The sequence below is a fragment of the Phenylobacterium sp. genome (assembly GCF_041913825.1).
Taxonomy (GTDB): domain Bacteria; phylum Pseudomonadota; class Alphaproteobacteria; order Caulobacterales; family Caulobacteraceae; genus Phenylobacterium.
Genome location: NZ_JAYSEO010000001.1, coordinates 252,448 through 266,556, shown reverse-complemented (window position 1 = coordinate 266,556; position 14,109 = coordinate 252,448). Strand labels below are relative to the sequence as shown.

Below are 14,109 nucleotides of genomic sequence, written 5' to 3'. Positions count from 1 at the left end.
AGCCAGAGGAGGCCGACCGTGACCGCGCCCGACCCGACGCTTATCCCCGCCACCGAACTCGCCAGGCGCGCCGCCTGGACAATTCCCGGCGAGAGCGACGCCTACCGCGCCGCCCGGACCGCCCTGCTGGCCGAGGAGATCGAGCTTCGCCGCCACCTGGCCCGCGTGGCCGAGCAGCGCCGCCGGCTGCCGCCGGGTGCGCCTGTCGACGGCGAGCGCTACCGGTTCGAGGCCGAGGACGGGACGCAGACCAACCTCGCCGGCCTGTTCGGCGACAAGGCCACCCTGGTCGCCTACTCGGCCATGTACGGCCCGGACCGCGCGCAGCCCTGCCCCATGTGCACCAACCTGATCAACGCCTGGGACGGCAACGCCCAGGATGTCGACCAGCACGCCTCCCTGGTGTTCATCGCCCGCGCGCCCATGGACAAGCTCAAGGCCTGGAAGCAGGCCCGCGGCTGGCAGGCGGTCCGCCTCTACCGCGATCTCACCGACGCCTACTCGAAGGACTGGAAGGGCGTCAGCCCCGACGGCCGCGAGGATTGGGCCAGCATCAACGTGTTCACCCGGCGCGACGGCGCGCTCCGGCACTTCTGGTCGGGCGAGATGGGCGGCGAGACCGCCGATCCCGGCCAGGACCCCCGCGGCGCGCCCGACCCCGCCGCGCTCTGGACCATCCTCGACATGACGCCCGAGGGCCGTCCGGACGGCTGGTACCCGAGGCTGTCCTACTGAGCTTTTCCCTCCCCTCTCTAGGGGAGGGAGACGTCAGTTCGTCCGCGGCTTCTTCAGCAGCTTGGAGCGGTCGGCCGAGCGGACCTCCACCTCGAAGACGTCGCCCTCGCGCGCCAGGGTCAGGGGCACGACCGCGCCTGCGGGGCCGAGCGCCCAGAGCGCCTTGTAGAACTCCGCCAGATCGGAGACCGGCTCACCGGCCACCGCAAGGATCAGGTCGCCGGCCTTCAGCTCGGCCCGCTGGGCCGGACTCTGCGGATTGACCCCCACCACGATGACGTGGTCCTCGATCTCCTGGGCGAAGACGCCCAGCCACGGCCGCGGCGCGAACGGCGCCTGGCCGCGGGCCAGGTCGTCCAGGATCGGCGGCAGGAGTTCGATCGGCACGAACATGTTGATCGGCTTCGGCCCTTCGCGGCTCGTCCGCTCGAGGCTCAGGGAGCCGACGCCCACCAGGTCGCCCTTTGGCCCGATCAGCGCCGCGCCGCTCCAGTGCGGGTGGCCGGGCTCGGTGATCAGCGCGTCGTCCAGCAGGTATTCCCAGTAGCCCGCGAACGGCATGCGGGTGAGCACCTGGCCGGCGGCGGCGTGCGCCCGGCCGCCGGCGCCGGCGATCACCACCGGCGCGTCCGGCCTGAGCTGACGGGAGTCGCCCAGCGGCAGGGCCGGCAGGTCGAGCGGCTCGAGCGCCTGCACCAGGCCGAAGCCGGTCACCGCGTCGACCCCCAGCGGGTGGGCCGGCACGCGCGCGCCGTCGCCGAGCGTCAGCACGACCTCCTCGGCCTCGGTGATAAGGTAGCCGATGGTCAGCACCAGCCCGTTCGTGCCCACTACGATCCCATTGCCCAGCCGCTGGGCGCCGAGCACGCCGGCGGTGAAGGCGTCGGGCGGCACGCGCGCCTCCAGCGCCACCACGGACGACAGCGCCCGGTCCAGGTCGAAGCCGTAGGCCCGCGCCTCCGGGCGCAGGGCCACATCCACCTCATAGCCGTCGAATGGCTGCGCCAACTCGCATCTCCTCAACTCTCCCAATATCTCGGAAGGCGGCCGCGGTTGCACAAGCCATCTTATCCTAAGCGAACGGCGGCCGCCGCGGCGCGCGCGGCCGCTGACGCCGCGCGCGCGATCCCCAGCCTCCTGGAATGACCTGCGGACGCACGACATGGGCCGGGACGTGACCAGCGACGCGGTGGTCGCCGCCTTCAACTTCGCGATCCTGAGGGCCGATCGTCTGGCTGCGGCAGCACCGCTAGGCTACTCGGTCTCGGCGGCGCCGGCCGCCTGGTCCGGCTCGTTTCCATGGCTGTGCAGCGGCACGACCAGGCTGCAGACCAGCCCGCCGGGCCGCCAGTCGAGCTCCGTCCGGCCGCCGATGCCGCCGCCCAGCGCCCGCTGCAGTAGGGTGGCGCCGAAGCCGCGGCGGGAGGGGGCGGTCACCGCCGGCCCGCCGGTCTCTGTCCAGGACAGCCGAAGCTCCCCGGCCGTCACCACCCAGGCCACCTCCACCCGGCCGGCCGGCGAGCTGAGCGCGCCGTGCTTGACGGCGTTGGTGGTCAGCTCGTGCAGCGCCATGGCGATCCCCTGCGCGGCGGCCGGAGACAGCGGCAGCGGCTCGCCGGAGATGGCCACCCGCTGCTGGTCCTCCCCGTGCACGAAGGCCGCCACCTCCTCCTCCACCAGGGTGCGCAGGTCAGCGCCGGTCCAGCGCGAGGCGGCGAGAAGCTGGTGGGCGCGGGCCAGCGCCTCGACCCGGCCGAGGATGACGCGCCGCAGCGCCGCGGGATCGTCCGCCTGGCTGAGCGTCACGGCCCCCTGCACCACCGCCATCAGGTTGTTCGCCCGGTGGTCCACCTCGCGCATCAGCAGCCGTAGCCGGTCCTCCGCCTCGCGCCGCTCGGTGAGGTCGATGACCACGCCCAGCGCCCGGCGGGCCCGGCCGTCGGGACCGAACACCGGCCGGCCCTTGGCGTAGAGCCAACGGATCGAGCCGTCCGGCCGCACCACCCGGTATTCGTTGGTCGACGGGGCCGCGGTCTTGCGCGCCCGCTCCAGCCGCTCGAGGTAGCCGGCCCTGTCCTCCGGATGGATCTTCTCGAGCACCTGCGGTAGGCGCAACGGCCCGCCGGGCGGCAGGCCATGCATCTCGCGATAAGTCTCCGAGACGGTCCCCTCGTCCCTCGCGAGGTCCCATTCCCAGGCGCCGATGCCGCCGACCTCCTGGGCGAGGCGGAAGCTCTCCTGGGTGGCGTCCCGCTGGCGCACCGCCGTCTCGAGGGCCCGGCCGACCTCGTCCACCTCCATCAGGCCGCTCGGCTCGTAGCTGGGTTCGGCGCTCGTCCCGATCTGCGCCGCCGCCGCCGTCAGCCGTCCGATGGCGCGGCCAAGGCGCCGGCCCATGAGGACGGCGGCGGCCGCGGCCAGGGCCAGGAAGAGGGCGCTCGCCCCGAGGCCGTACCAGGCCGCCCGCAGGCGCGGTGCGGCGATCTCGCGCTCCGGCACCCCCACCACGAAAGTCCAGCCCGACAGCGGCGAACGGCTGAATGCGCCCAGGGTTGGCGTGCCTTCCAGGGAGCGGCTGCGGATGATGTCCTCCGGCGCCGCACGGATCGCCGCCAGCAGGTCGGGCGTCGCCGGCGCCCCCAGGAAGCGCTCGCGCCCGACGCTGCGCCAGGCGACCCGGCCGCTGCGGTCGACGATCACCCCCAGCCGGTGCTCGCCCAGCACTCGCGGCGGCAGCAGGGCGTCAAGCGCCTCGGGCCGGAAGACGACGGAGAGGTAATAGGCGGCGCGCCCGTTCTCGATCACCGGCACGTCGACGCAGAGGATGTGCCGCTCGACGAACCCCTCGGCCAGGTTGCACACCCGGCTCTCGCCCCGGTCGAGCACGTCGAAGATCTGCGGCGGCGGGCCGCTCGGCAGGGGCGCGCCGCGCGGGAGTCGTGTGTTGACGAGCTGCCGGCCGCTGCGGTCGCCGACCACGATCCAGGCGTCGCGGCTGGAGAGCACGGCGCGGGCCTGCGCGTCGACCTCCGCCCAGGCGCGCCGCTCCACGGCCGGCGAGCTGCGCAGGGCCAACAGCATGCCGCGGTAGCTCTGCAACTGCCCGTCGACCACCAGCGACAGCGCCCGGGTGGTGTCGAGGAGCTGGCGCTCGTTGGCCGCCTGGCCGAGCTGGTCCACCTGGCGCACGATGATCAGCGCCGCCCCGGTGACCAGCAGCACGAGGAGCGTGGAGAGCGCGACCAGTTGGCTTCTGAGCGACTTCACGGGGCCCTGACTCGCCGGCGACGGCTCAGCAGTAACAGCCCCGATCCGTCCGTACGAGGCGCATCTTGCCGCCTGCCGCGGCCTAGGCGGCTGCGCCGATCCCGGCTTCGACGATGTGCGCCCGGTAGAGCACGGCCAGCAGGTCGGTCTGCGTGACGATCCCCACCAGCCGCCGCTCGGGATCCACCACCATGGCCTCGTGCGCGGCGCCGCTGGACAGGATCGGCAGCAGCGCCGCGATGGGCGTCGCGGGCGTCACCTTGTGCACGAAGGGGTCGAGCACCGCCTCCACCGTGCGGCCGCGCGCCGCCAGCAGCTCGGCGCGGCGGGCCATGCCCACCACACGGCCGTCGGCGTCCAGCACCGGCGCGGTGCGCAGGTCGTGCCTCTGCAGGTAGAGGAGCGCGCTCTCGGTGGTCTGCCGCAGGTCCAGCGAGACCAGGTCCCGCGACATCACGTCGGCGCACAGGATGCGCGAGGGCAGCCGCGCGCGCCCGGCCTGCTCCACCTGGCGGAACAGGGCGTCGAGGTCCTCGCGGCTGACGTCCAGCAGCTCGCCGTACTGCGCCAGCGCCCGGTCCAGGTCCTCGGCCCGGTAGCCCAGCCGCTCGTCCGGGGGAATGTCGCGGGTGCCGTGCGGATGGACCCTGGCCGGCGCCCGGTGCGGATAGGCGTGGCCGCTCACCCGCCCGAACGCCGCGCCCGCCGCCACGAGCAGGGCCGAGCACAGACCGACCGGCACGAGGGCGTAGGCATAGTCCAGCGGCGCGCCCGACCCGGCCGCCAGCGCCGCCCCCAGCGCGATCGCGCCGCCGGGCGGATGCAGGCAGCCGAGCAGCGCCATCGCCAGCACCGCCGCCCCCACGGCCACCGCCGCCGCCAGCGCGGGGTGCGGCAGCGCCGCCGCGCAGGCCACGCCCACCAGGGCCGCCACCACATTTCCGAGGATCACCGCCCGCGGCTGGGCCACCGGGCTGGCCGGCAGGGCGAAGACAAGCACCGCCGAGGCCCCGATCGGCGCCACCAGCAGCGGCAGCCCGCTCGCCCGGCCCTCGGCCAGCATCCGGGCCGCCAGCCCGCAGGCGGCGACGCCGAACAGCGCGCCGGCCGCCACCCGCATCGCGTCGCGGGCCGGCATCGGCGCGGGCCCGCGCAGCAAGGTCCTGAAGCTCCCCCACATGGCGGCCGTGGGTGCCCGGCCGCGGCCGGCGGTTCAAGCCAGAAAGCCTCCAAGCCCTGCGAGGCCCGCTCCTCAGGCCCGCAGGATCTTCTCCATCGCCTTGCCCCTGGCCAGCTCGTCGATCAGCTTGTCGAGGTAGCGGATCTCCCGCATCAGCGGCTCGGCCACCTCCTCGACGCGCACCCCGCAGACCACGCCCTTGATCTCGGCGCGCGCCGGGTTCAGCCGCGGCGCCTCCCCGAAGAAGGCCTCGAAGTTTGTCTTGCGGGCCAGGTGATCCTCGAACGCCGCCTGGCTGTAGCCGGTCAGCCAACGGACGATCTCGTCCACCTCCGCCTTGGTCCGCCCCTTCTTCTCCGCCTTGGCGACATAGTGCGGATAGACGCTGGCGACGCTCGTCGAATAGACCCGGTGCCCGGCCATCGGCTCAGCCCGGCCGGTAGATGGCGCAGAGCTTGTTGCCGTCCGGGTCTCGGACGTAGGCCAGGTGCATCACCCCCAGCGCCCCGTCGCGCGGGCCGGGCGGGTCCTCGATCGACAGCCCGCCGTAGGCCACCGCCATGTCGTGGAACGCCTTCACCTGCTCCGGCGACTGGCACTTGAAGCCGATGGTGCCGCCGTTGGCGCAGGTGGCCGGCTCGCCGTTGATCGGCTCGCTGACGCAGAAGCTGCTGCCGTCGTGGCGGTAGAACAGCCGCGTGTGGCCGCTCGGCGCCACGTTGCGGAACGGCTCGCCGGCCCCCAGCGTCCCCAGCACCGCGTCGTAGAACCGCTTCGACCGCTCGATGTCGTTCGAGCCGACCATCACGTGATTGAGCATGGCTGACCTCCCTTCGCCGCCTTCGCTGCGACCATAGCGCCGAACCGCCCGGCGTCCACGCGCCCGCCCTTCCCTCCCGGCGCCGGCGTCCTATCTTGTGCGCCGATGCCGAGCCGCCCCCCGCCGCCCCTGCCCCTGCCGCCCCGGCCGATCCGCAACGCGGTGGTGGCCCAGGTGCGCAAGCTGATGGGCGGCACGGGCGACGACACGGTCGAGCGCAACCGCGCCGACACCGGCCTGTTCGGCCCCGACAGCGCCTGCTGGAAGGTGCACGGCGACCTCACCGGCATGATGGTCGGCGGCGTCGCGGCGCTCTTCCTGCAGATGCTGCACCCGGGCGCGCTGGCCGGCGTCTGGGACCACTCCAACTTCCGGCGCGACATGCGCGGGCGGCTGCAGCGCACCGCCCGGTTCATCGCCGGCACCACCTACGGCGACCGCGCCGAGGCCCAGGGCCTGATCGACCGGGTCCGCACCATCCATTCCCACGTGACCGGCGTCCTGCCCGACGGCGCGCCCTACGCCGCCGACGACCCGGAGCTGCTCACCTTCGTCCACGTGGCCGAGGTCAGCTCCTTCCTGGCCGGCTACCTCCGCTACGTCGACCCGGCCTTCCCCGAGGCCGAGCAGGACCGCTACTACGGCGAGGTGGCCGAGATCGCCCGCCGCCTGGGCGCGACCGACGTGCCGACCACCCGCGCCGGGATCGCCGCCTACCTCGAGGCGGTGCGCCCGCAGCTTCGCGCCGACGTGCGATCCCAGGCGGTGGCCGCCGCCCTGCTGTCGCAGCCCGCGCCCAGCGCCGCCGCCGCCCCGGCCATGGCGCTGACCTTCGACGCGGCCAAGGACCTGCTGCCCGCCTGGGCGGCGCAGATGCATGGCTTCCGCCTGTCGCCCGCCCGGCGCGCCACCGTCCGGGCCGGCGTCCGCGCGCTCGGCGGCGGCATGCGCTGGGCGCTCACCAACAGCGCTGAGGCCCGCGCCCGGCGCCGCGCCGCCGAGCTGGCCGAGCTCGCCGCCGCCGGCGCGACCCCCGGCACGACCGCCCCCGCGCCCGCCACCTAGGCCCTACTCCAGCGTCCCCATCCAGGCCGGCGGCCGGCCGCTGTTCACCTCGCCGTAGCGCTTGCTCAGCCGCCCGATCCGCCGCCGGGAGGCGCGCAGGTTGCCCGGCGTCACCGCCATGGCCGCCTCGGCGATCTCGTCCAGCAGGGCCTCGTTGCGCCACACCTTGGCCTGCTCGACCATGGCCGCGAAGTGCGGCTTGCGCTTCATCCAGCCGTACAGCGTCCCGTAGTGCGGCGACCCGGCCAGGGTCAGCGACGCGCTGCGCAGCGACCCGCCGCGGAGGATGTGGTCCTCCACCTTCGCCATGAAGTCCGGCGTGCAGCGACCGCGCCCCGTCCCCGCCGCCTCGGCCGCCGCCCAGCGCACCCGCGCCCCGGCCCCCATGGCCTTGCGCAGCGCCGCGGAGAACAGCGGGTCCTCGCGCCGCCAGCGCCGCATGGCCCGCACGCCTGGCCCGCCGCGTCCGGCCAGCACCGTCTCCAGGGTCTCGCCGCGCATCACCCGCAGCAGGATGCGGTCGGCCTCCTCCGGGTCGTACCTCGCCCAGCGCGTCTTCCGCCGCCCCCGCGCCTCCCGCTTCGCCGCCGCGAACGACTCGGCGAAGTCCGGCCGCTGGCGCCTCCACGAGGCCAGCATGGGCCGACCCTGGATCACCAGCGCCCGGCAGGCCTCCGGCACAAGCTCCCCCGCCCGCACCCGGGCCAGCAACGCCTCGGCCTTGCGCGCGTCGAACACCCAGGAGGGCGCCTGCGCCTCCCAGCGCCGCCCCAGCCCCCAGCGCCGCGCCTCCGCCAGCCGCATCCCGAACCCCTCCGGGTCCGCCTTCGCCCACCGCCAGATCGACACGCGGCCCGGCAGCCCCGGCTCCGCGCCGATCATGGCGTCGGTCCAGCCCCGCTCCACCTTGGCCAGCACCGCCGCCTGCACGGCCGCCAGCCTCTCCCCATACGGTCGCGGCGGCGCCGCCTGTCCCTTCGGCATGGCCCAAAGCCTAACCCCGCCCCGCCGAAACCCCCGCAAAGATGCTGGCGCGGCGCGGCGCCGCAGGCGCCCGCCCCACACCCCGAAGCTCAACCTTCTGATGTCGAAAATTTTTGACATCCGCCCGGCGAACTCCTATCCATGTCAAAGATTTTCGACATGGAGGGTCGGATGTCGTTCCGCGAATGCGCCGCCTGGGTCATGGCCGCGGTGATGGGCCTTGCGGGCCTCTGCTACCTGTTGACCGTGCGGGAGCTGGGCGGGGCCGCGCCGCCCACGGCGGTCTTGATCTCCTACACCGTGCTCGTCGTGGTGGGCTCGGTGGTCGCCCATACGGTCCTGGCCATCTGGTCGCCGCGGGACGCCGACGCGCCGGCCGACGAGCGGGAACGACCGCTGCTCGACCGCGCGGGAAACTGGTCCGGCTGGGTGCTGGGAGCCGGCGTGGTCGGCGCCCTCTGGCACTTCCTGTTCCACGGCGACGCGGTGCTGATGTTCCACCTGCTGATCGGCAGCCTGATCGTCTCGCAACTGGCCGAGTACGGCTTCCAGATCTTCCTCTTTCGCCGGCACGGCTGATGGCCAGGCCGCCGCCGATCACCAACCGCATCCGCGCGCTCCGCGAGCAGCATGGACAGATGAGCCAGGCCGCCCTCGGCGAGGCCATCGGGGTCACGCGCCAGACGGTCATCGCCATGGAGCAGGGCCGCTATTCCCCCAGCCTGGAAAGCGCCTTCCGCATCGCCCGCCTGTTCGGCGTCGGCGTGGAGGACGTGTTCGGCTGGGCCGAGGACTGAGCCCTCCCCTCCCCGTTCCTCTTCCCGGCCCCCCAATCCCACACCCCAATCCCTCCCCCCAATCCCTCCCCCACGGGGGGCGGTGGCCCAAAGGGCCGGAGGGGGTCCGCTCAACCGCCCGACCCCACCCCTTTCACCCGCTCCGCGGAAGCTCCCCCGACGGCGGAGCGACCGACCACCGCCGCGGCCCGCATCCTCCCCCTCAGGGGGAGGGGGTCCCTCCAAGCCGCAGGCGAAGGAGGGTGGAGGGGGCTCCCCGCGAGCCCGTCGCCCGCCCCACGCCCTCACCTCACCCCAGGCCCGCACCCACACCCCACCGTCGATCCCACGGCAGCCCACCCGCCGCCCGGCCGCGCCGGGTCAAGGACGCGCGCGCCCGCGCGCGCCGCCCCGCGGCGGCTCGCCAGAGCCGTCCTTGAAGCGGCGCGGGCGGGCGGCAGGATCGGAGAGGGGGAGGGGCGGAGGCTGGTGACTTGCGGACCTCGAGAAGGTCGCCACCAGACAAAAGAATGCGCCGAGGCTGCGGCGGGTAAAGCCCCAGGTTGCAAGTCCAATGGAGACCCGCATTATGGATTCAAAGGTCGCAACTGGGCGGGGCGACCCGGTTCGGGGGCGGCCGTGAATATTGATGAGGCACTGAAGCTCGATAGCGGCGCCCGATTCTTTCGTGGCGATCTGCACGTACATAGCGTGCTGGGCTCCCACGATGTGAAGGACACGGGGGCAACGCCGGAGGCCATTGTGCAAGCTGCGCACGCCGAAGGTCTCAGCATCTTGGCGATTGCGGATCACAACGAGATCAGCGCGGTTTCCGCTGCGGTCGCGGCAGGCAGCGCAATTGGTATGCTGGTGGTCCCTGCGGTCGAGCTATCGACTCAACATGGGCATGTGCTCTGCTACCTCCCGACAGTTCAGGCACTCACCCGTTTTCACGCGAAGCTGCAGTTCGCTGACTCGGGCCTTCCCGATTCTCGATGCTCCACTGGAGTTATCGAGATTTTTGATGCGCTGAAGGCCGAAGGTGGGTTTGCAATCCTGGCACATGTGGACGGCGGCAAGGGCTTAGAGACCCTGCTTCCTGGCAATCCGCCCCACAAAAGAGACATCATCTGTCATCCCGCCCTCCTCGGCATCGAGTTAGTGAGCGCGGCTTCAAAGATAAGCTATTCCGACAGCGACCCAAACCGCGCCCTTGCTCAACTTGGCCAGGACAGGATCGCGGCGTTGAAGCTCGGGAAGTCCCAGTTCCTTGCCCGTGTTCTGAATTCCGATGCGCACACCCTGTCGGCGCTCGGCCGAAATGCGGCCGGCGACAACAAGATCACCCGTTACAAGATGCAGGCGCTCTCGTTCGACGCGCTGCGCATGGCACTGGAGGACGCCGACGCTCGGGTTCGCATCGAAGAGGAAATCCCCGATGCGGTGCCCACGATCCAGGCCATCTTCATGGGCGGAGGCTTCCTGAATGATGCCGCCATTCACTTCAGCCCCAACCTGAACTGCATCATCGGCGGACGCGGCACGGGAAAGTCCACGACGTTTGAGGCGATCCGCCGCCTGACCGGCGCGCCAGGGGGGACCGATGTCGTTGATTCTGATGTCTGGCCGGACGTGATTGATCTCGTCGCTGTCGATCAAGCCGGACAGAAGCATCAACTCCACCGGCTAAGAGATGGCATTGTGGAGAACGTTCTTGACCCAAATGCCGGCGTCGAAGTGTTCCCTATCGAGTGCTACGGCCAGGGCCAAACGCAATCGATCAGCCAGAAGGCTCAGTCGGATCCCGCCGCGCTTCTCGATTACCTCGACCGCTTCGTCGACATCGAAAAGGAGATCGAGCGGGAAAAGGCCATTCTTGAAGAACTGAGGGCTAACGAGGCGAAGATTAAGGAGGCCACAGAATATGTCTCCCGGATCGAAGGCGTCGAACGCGACCTAAATCTCAAGGTCACGCAGCTTGCCGCCTTGGAGAGGGCAAACGGGCGAGAGGTGATCGCGCTCATCAGGAGGGTGGAAGGCGAGAAGCAGCTTCGCGCCTCCATCGCCGCCGATCTGCGGGCGCTGAAGGAGGCCGTGTCTCACGACGGTCTGAAAGAACATACCCACAGCATCGAACTCGCTGCCGATCCTGCGGAGCTTGCGGTGGGCGCGACAGAATATGCCGCCATCATCGCAGCTGCTTCGTCGCTCGACTCTGTCATCTCGACAACGGAGACACAGCTCAAGACGGGCGTGGACACGCTCATCAACGAGACGCAGGCTCAATTTCGGGCATGGCGCCTGAAAGAGGCGGCAACTCTTGCGGAGATCGAGACAAAGAAGAAGGCGCTCGAGGACCAAGGCGTAGTCCTCGACCTGGGCTTCATCAATCGGCTCTCGCAGCAGGAGGCCGACCTCAAGGAGCGCCTGAGGAAGCTTAGAACATGGGTGCCGGCCCTCGCTCAGTACAAGAAGGATCGGACGCTCAAGGTCCGAGAACGCTGGGCCATCAGAGCGCGTATTGCCGTCATTCGATCTGCCTTCGCGGCGAAATCCAGCGAAACGCTGAAGGCGGTACTGACTGACCTACAGGTTTCGCTCAAATTCCAGGAGAGCGCACTTTCCGTCGAAGCGGCGAGCCACATCACGGCGGCGATGGAGTGGCGAACCTCCCAAGTTCCGCGGGGAACGCTGCTGACGGAAAAGCTAACCGTTCCCAAGCTGCTCGACGCCATCGCCAGCAACGACACTGCACCAATCAAGGCCCTGAGGACCGACGACGGGGCGACCGTCTTCGGTGAACAGGAGGCACAGCGGATTATCGACACGCTGAAAGACCCCGCCTTCCTATATCCACTGCAATCCGCAGAAGTCACGGATCGGCCGATGCTCACCGTTTCCAAGGCGGTGCCGGGTCGATCAGCGCCGCTGATTCGCGATTTTGGCCGGCTGTCCCTTGGTCAACAGCAGTCGGTGTTGCTGAGCCTTATGCTGTCGAGCAGTTCGAACAAGCCGCTCATCATTGATCAACCCGAGGACAACCTCGACAGCGAGTTCATTTACCAGACCCTCGTCCCGGTGCTGCGCCGCGCAAAGGAGCGCCGTCAGGTAATCATTGTGACCCATAACGCTAATATCGCCGTACTGGGCGATGCCGAGCAGATCATCGTCCTGAAGAGTGATGCAGACCACACTAGGATCATGTCGCGCGGCTCTATCGACCATCCAGAAACGAGAACCTACGCATGCGCAATTCTGGAGGGTGCTGAGGAAGCCTTCCGCCGGCGCGCGACGATCTACGGGATCGGTCGTTAGACAAACCTAAGCGTATTGGGAGGCAGCTTTCCACCAGACGCCAATGTCCGCTCCTGGCGCAAACCTGCCTAGGTGTTCACGCTCCTCGCATAGACGCAAGGCAGTGCAAACGGTCACGTCGCCGAACTCTGCCCCCCGATATCCGACAGATGAGATGATACCATGTCGACCAATCCCGAGGTGTTCATCGTTGAGTCGTTGGATTTTGAGGATGAGGCGAAGGGGCGCCATGAAGGCGAAATCCTCGCTCGGATGTTGAAGCTGATGGGCAAGACTCAGACTACCTACTTTTACATCCGCACGCGCGCGGAGCTTGAGGAGATCATCGACAAGTTTGATGAGAGCGGAGCGCGCTACCTTCACCTTTCGTGCCACGCTAACAAGACAAGTATGGCGACAACGTTGGACTCGGTACCCTTCGAGCAACTCGGCGAGATGCTCGGGCCATGCCTCAACGGGCGCCGCATTTTCCTCTCTGCTTGCGAGATGGCCAATGCGCGGCTCGCGAAGGCCCTATTTCCGGGGACGGGTCTGCACTCGATCGTGGGGCCAGCGCGGAAAATCTACTTCGATGATTCCGCAGCATTCTGGGTAGCGTTCTACCATCTGATGTTTAAGGCGGACGACGCGCGAATGCAGCACAGCCAGCTTGAGCGGCTTGTGGGCGACTTGGAACGGCTTTTCGGTGAGCGGTTCAACTACTATCGCAAGACAGACAACGCGCGCGGCTACCGGCTCATCGACACGCGCGGAGGGGCCTGAACGCGTTGGCGAATGTCGCCGGTGTCCGGCGCGACTCCACGCCCCCCGCCCCCCTACCCCCGCCGCATGCTCTCGATCGGCACCGGCGGCTTCAGCCACTGGCCGGCCTGGTCCTTGAACTTGGTCTCGCCGTTGGTGGGCAGCGACAGGATCTTCTCCACCACGCTCATGCCCGAGACCACGCGGCCGAAGGCGGCGTAGCCCAGGTTGTCGCCGGGCTCGCCCGGGTGGGCGTCGAGGTAGGGCTGGTCGCCCACGCAGATGAAGAAGTTGTTGGTCGCCGTGCCCGGCGCGAAGCGGCCGAGCGACAGCGTGCCGTTCAGGTGCTTGAGCCCTGTCTTGGTGGTCGGCTCGTGGCGGATCGGCGGGAAGGGCCTGACCTTCGCCGGCGGGGCGCCGACGATGGTGCCGTCCTTCTTCATTCCCGGTGTACGCGCCGCGCGGAAGAAGGTGCCGCCGTCGTAGGCCTTGGCGTCCACGTAGCGCAGGAAGTTGGCCGAGGTGAGCGGCGCGCGCTTGTCTTCCAGCTCCACCACGATGGTCCCGCGCGCGGTCTTCATCGTCACCCGCGGCTTGGCGGGCGCGGCCCGCACGATGGCCGGAGCGGCCAGGACCAGGCCCGCGCCCGCCGCCACCAGGGTCCGCCGGTCGAGGGGGCCTGAACCCATCTACTTCCTCTGCGCCTTGTCCACGACGACGCCGACGCCCGCGCCCACCGCCGCGCCCACCGGGCCGCCGACGATCAGGCCGGCGGCGGCGCCCGTGGCGGCCCGCTGCTCGGCGTTGTGGCCGCAGGCCGCCAGCGCCAGGGCCGCGCCGGCCAGGGCCGCGCCGGTCGGGGCCAGGGTTCCGAAGCTCTTCCGCATGGGCCTGCGCCGCACCCTAGTGCTGGCTCTCCGGCATGCGCACCACCAGGCCATCCAGCTCGTCGCTGACCTTGATCTGGCAGGAGAGGCGGGAGTTCTCCTCGACGTTCTCGGCGAAGTCGAGCATCGACTCCTCCATGGCCGACTTGGAGCCGGTCTTGTCCTGCCAGGCGGCGTCCACATAGACGTGGCAGGTGGCGCAGGCGCAGGCGCCGCCGCAGTCGGCGTCGATGCCCGGGATGTTGTTCTTCACCGCGCCTTCCATCACGGACAGGCCGGGCTTCACGTCCACCACGTGCTCGGTGCCGTCGTGCTCGATGTAGGTGATCTTGGCCATCG

Annotated in this window: 15 protein-coding genes; 6 read left to right on the top strand and 9 right to left on the bottom strand. The window is 70.3% G+C overall.

Annotation, left to right across the window (positions count from 1 at the left end; all coding sequences use genetic code 11):
- Positions 1-18: 18 nt before the first annotated feature.
- The gene (locus tag ACE3Q8_RS01270) at positions 19-735 is read left to right on the top strand and encodes a DUF899 family protein (RefSeq protein ID WP_374468128.1); all 717 of its coding nucleotides are present in this window, start codon (positions 19-21) and stop codon (positions 733-735) included.
- Positions 736-768: 33 nt separating this feature from the next.
- Here ACE3Q8_RS01270 and ACE3Q8_RS01265 read toward each other — a convergent pair whose 3' ends face one another.
- From ACE3Q8_RS01265 to ACE3Q8_RS01245, 5 genes are all read right to left on the bottom strand, one after another.
- A complete protein-coding gene (locus tag ACE3Q8_RS01265) occupies positions 769-1,743 on the bottom strand; it encodes a S1C family serine protease (RefSeq protein ID WP_374468126.1) in 975 nt (324 codons plus the stop codon).
- Between the two features lie 246 nt (positions 1,744-1,989).
- Positions 1,990-4,002, bottom strand: coding sequence for a sensor histidine kinase (locus ACE3Q8_RS01260; RefSeq protein ID WP_374468124.1), 2,013 nt, complete (start codon positions 4,000-4,002; stop codon positions 1,990-1,992).
- An 82-nt stretch (positions 4,003-4,084) separates the two neighbouring features.
- On the bottom strand, positions 4,085-5,161 hold the full coding sequence (locus ACE3Q8_RS01255; RefSeq protein ID WP_374468122.1) for an HPP family protein: 1,077 nt from the start codon (positions 5,159-5,161) through the stop codon (positions 4,085-4,087).
- A 93-nt stretch (positions 5,162-5,254) separates the two neighbouring features.
- A complete protein-coding gene (locus tag ACE3Q8_RS01250) occupies positions 5,255-5,605 on the bottom strand; it encodes a DUF2200 domain-containing protein (RefSeq protein ID WP_374468120.1) in 351 nt (116 codons plus the stop codon).
- A 4-nt stretch (positions 5,606-5,609) separates the two neighbouring features.
- A complete protein-coding gene (locus ACE3Q8_RS01245; protein ID WP_374468118.1) occupies positions 5,610-6,002 on the bottom strand; it encodes a VOC family protein in 393 nt (130 codons plus the stop codon).
- A 105-nt stretch (positions 6,003-6,107) separates the two neighbouring features.
- Here ACE3Q8_RS01245 and ACE3Q8_RS01240 point away from each other — a divergent pair, with 105 nt between their 5' ends.
- On the top strand, positions 6,108-7,067 hold the full coding sequence (locus ACE3Q8_RS01240; protein ID WP_374468116.1) for an oxygenase MpaB family protein: 960 nt from the start codon (positions 6,108-6,110) through the stop codon (positions 7,065-7,067).
- A 3-nt stretch (positions 7,068-7,070) separates the two neighbouring features.
- On the opposite strand, the gene ACE3Q8_RS01235 is transcribed toward ACE3Q8_RS01240, so the two are convergent.
- A complete protein-coding gene (locus tag ACE3Q8_RS01235) occupies positions 7,071-8,051 on the bottom strand; it encodes a hypothetical protein (RefSeq protein ID WP_374468114.1) in 981 nt (326 codons plus the stop codon).
- A 171-nt stretch (positions 8,052-8,222) separates the two neighbouring features.
- Between ACE3Q8_RS01235 and ACE3Q8_RS01230 the strand changes: the two genes are divergently transcribed.
- The 4 genes from ACE3Q8_RS01230 (at position 8,223) to ACE3Q8_RS01215 (ending at position 12,904) form a co-directional block, all read left to right on the top strand.
- Complete coding sequence (locus ACE3Q8_RS01230) at positions 8,223-8,630, top strand: hypothetical protein (protein ID WP_374468112.1); 408 nt, start codon at positions 8,223-8,225, stop codon at positions 8,628-8,630.
- A complete protein-coding gene (locus tag ACE3Q8_RS01225; protein ID WP_374468110.1) occupies positions 8,630-8,848 on the top strand; it encodes a helix-turn-helix transcriptional regulator in 219 nt (72 codons plus the stop codon). Before ACE3Q8_RS01230 ends, ACE3Q8_RS01225 begins: the two co-directional genes overlap by 1 nt.
- 618 nt (positions 8,849-9,466) lie before the next feature.
- Positions 9,467-12,142 carry a TrlF family AAA-like ATPase gene (locus ACE3Q8_RS01220; RefSeq protein ID WP_374468109.1) on the top strand — a complete coding sequence of 892 codons (2,676 nt, stop codon included), beginning with the start codon at positions 9,467-9,469 and terminating at the stop codon, positions 12,140-12,142.
- 162 nt (positions 12,143-12,304) lie between these two features.
- Positions 12,305-12,904: a hypothetical protein gene (locus ACE3Q8_RS01215; protein ID WP_374468107.1), complete on the top strand. Its 600-nt coding sequence runs from the start codon at positions 12,305-12,307 to the stop codon at positions 12,902-12,904.
- A gap of 53 nt (positions 12,905-12,957) precedes the next feature.
- Here ACE3Q8_RS01215 and ACE3Q8_RS01210 read toward each other — a convergent pair whose 3' ends face one another.
- Genes ACE3Q8_RS01210 through ACE3Q8_RS01200 form a run of 3 tightly spaced genes read right to left on the bottom strand, consistent with a single transcriptional unit; the run spans position 12,958 to position 14,107 of the window.
- On the bottom strand, positions 12,958-13,572 hold the full coding sequence (locus ACE3Q8_RS01210; protein WP_374468105.1) for a peptidylprolyl isomerase: 615 nt from the start codon (positions 13,570-13,572) through the stop codon (positions 12,958-12,960).
- The gene (locus ACE3Q8_RS01205) at positions 13,573-13,770 is read right to left on the bottom strand and encodes a hypothetical protein (RefSeq protein WP_374468103.1); all 198 of its coding nucleotides are present in this window, start codon (positions 13,768-13,770) and stop codon (positions 13,573-13,575) included. It abuts the gene before it with no gap.
- Positions 13,771-13,786: 16 nt separating this feature from the next.
- Entirely contained in the window at positions 13,787-14,107 is a 321-nt protein-coding gene (locus ACE3Q8_RS01200; protein ID WP_374468101.1) for a 2Fe-2S iron-sulfur cluster-binding protein, read from the bottom strand.
- Between the last annotated feature and the right edge of the window lie 2 nt (positions 14,108-14,109).

Excerpts from the sequence above, each read along its gene's own strand:
- ACE3Q8_RS01225 (WP_374468110.1), top strand. The coding sequence starts at position 8,630 with ATGGCCAGGCCGCCGCCGATCACCAACCGCATCCGCGCGCTCCGCGAG.
- ACE3Q8_RS01205 (WP_374468103.1), bottom strand. The coding sequence starts at position 13,770 with ATGCGGAAGAGCTTCGGAACCCTGGCCCCGACCGGCGCGGCCCTGGCC.
- ACE3Q8_RS01230 (WP_374468112.1), top strand. The coding sequence starts at position 8,223 with ATGTCGTTCCGCGAATGCGCCGCCTGGGTCATGGCCGCGGTGATGGGC.
- ACE3Q8_RS01210 (WP_374468105.1), bottom strand. The coding sequence starts at position 13,572 with ATGGGTTCAGGCCCCCTCGACCGGCGGACCCTGGTGGCGGCGGGCGCG.
- ACE3Q8_RS01200 (WP_374468101.1), bottom strand. The coding sequence starts at position 14,107 with ATGGCCAAGATCACCTACATCGAGCACGACGGCACCGAGCACGTGGTG.
- ACE3Q8_RS01235 (WP_374468114.1), bottom strand. The coding sequence starts at position 8,051 with ATGCCGAAGGGACAGGCGGCGCCGCCGCGACCGTATGGGGAGAGGCTG.
- ACE3Q8_RS01215 (WP_374468107.1), top strand. The coding sequence starts at position 12,305 with ATGTCGACCAATCCCGAGGTGTTCATCGTTGAGTCGTTGGATTTTGAG.
- ACE3Q8_RS01250 (WP_374468120.1), bottom strand. The coding sequence starts at position 5,605 with ATGGCCGGGCACCGGGTCTATTCGACGAGCGTCGCCAGCGTCTATCCG.
- ACE3Q8_RS01240 (WP_374468116.1), top strand. The coding sequence starts at position 6,108 with ATGCCGAGCCGCCCCCCGCCGCCCCTGCCCCTGCCGCCCCGGCCGATC.
- ACE3Q8_RS01245 (WP_374468118.1), bottom strand. The coding sequence starts at position 6,002 with ATGCTCAATCACGTGATGGTCGGCTCGAACGACATCGAGCGGTCGAAG.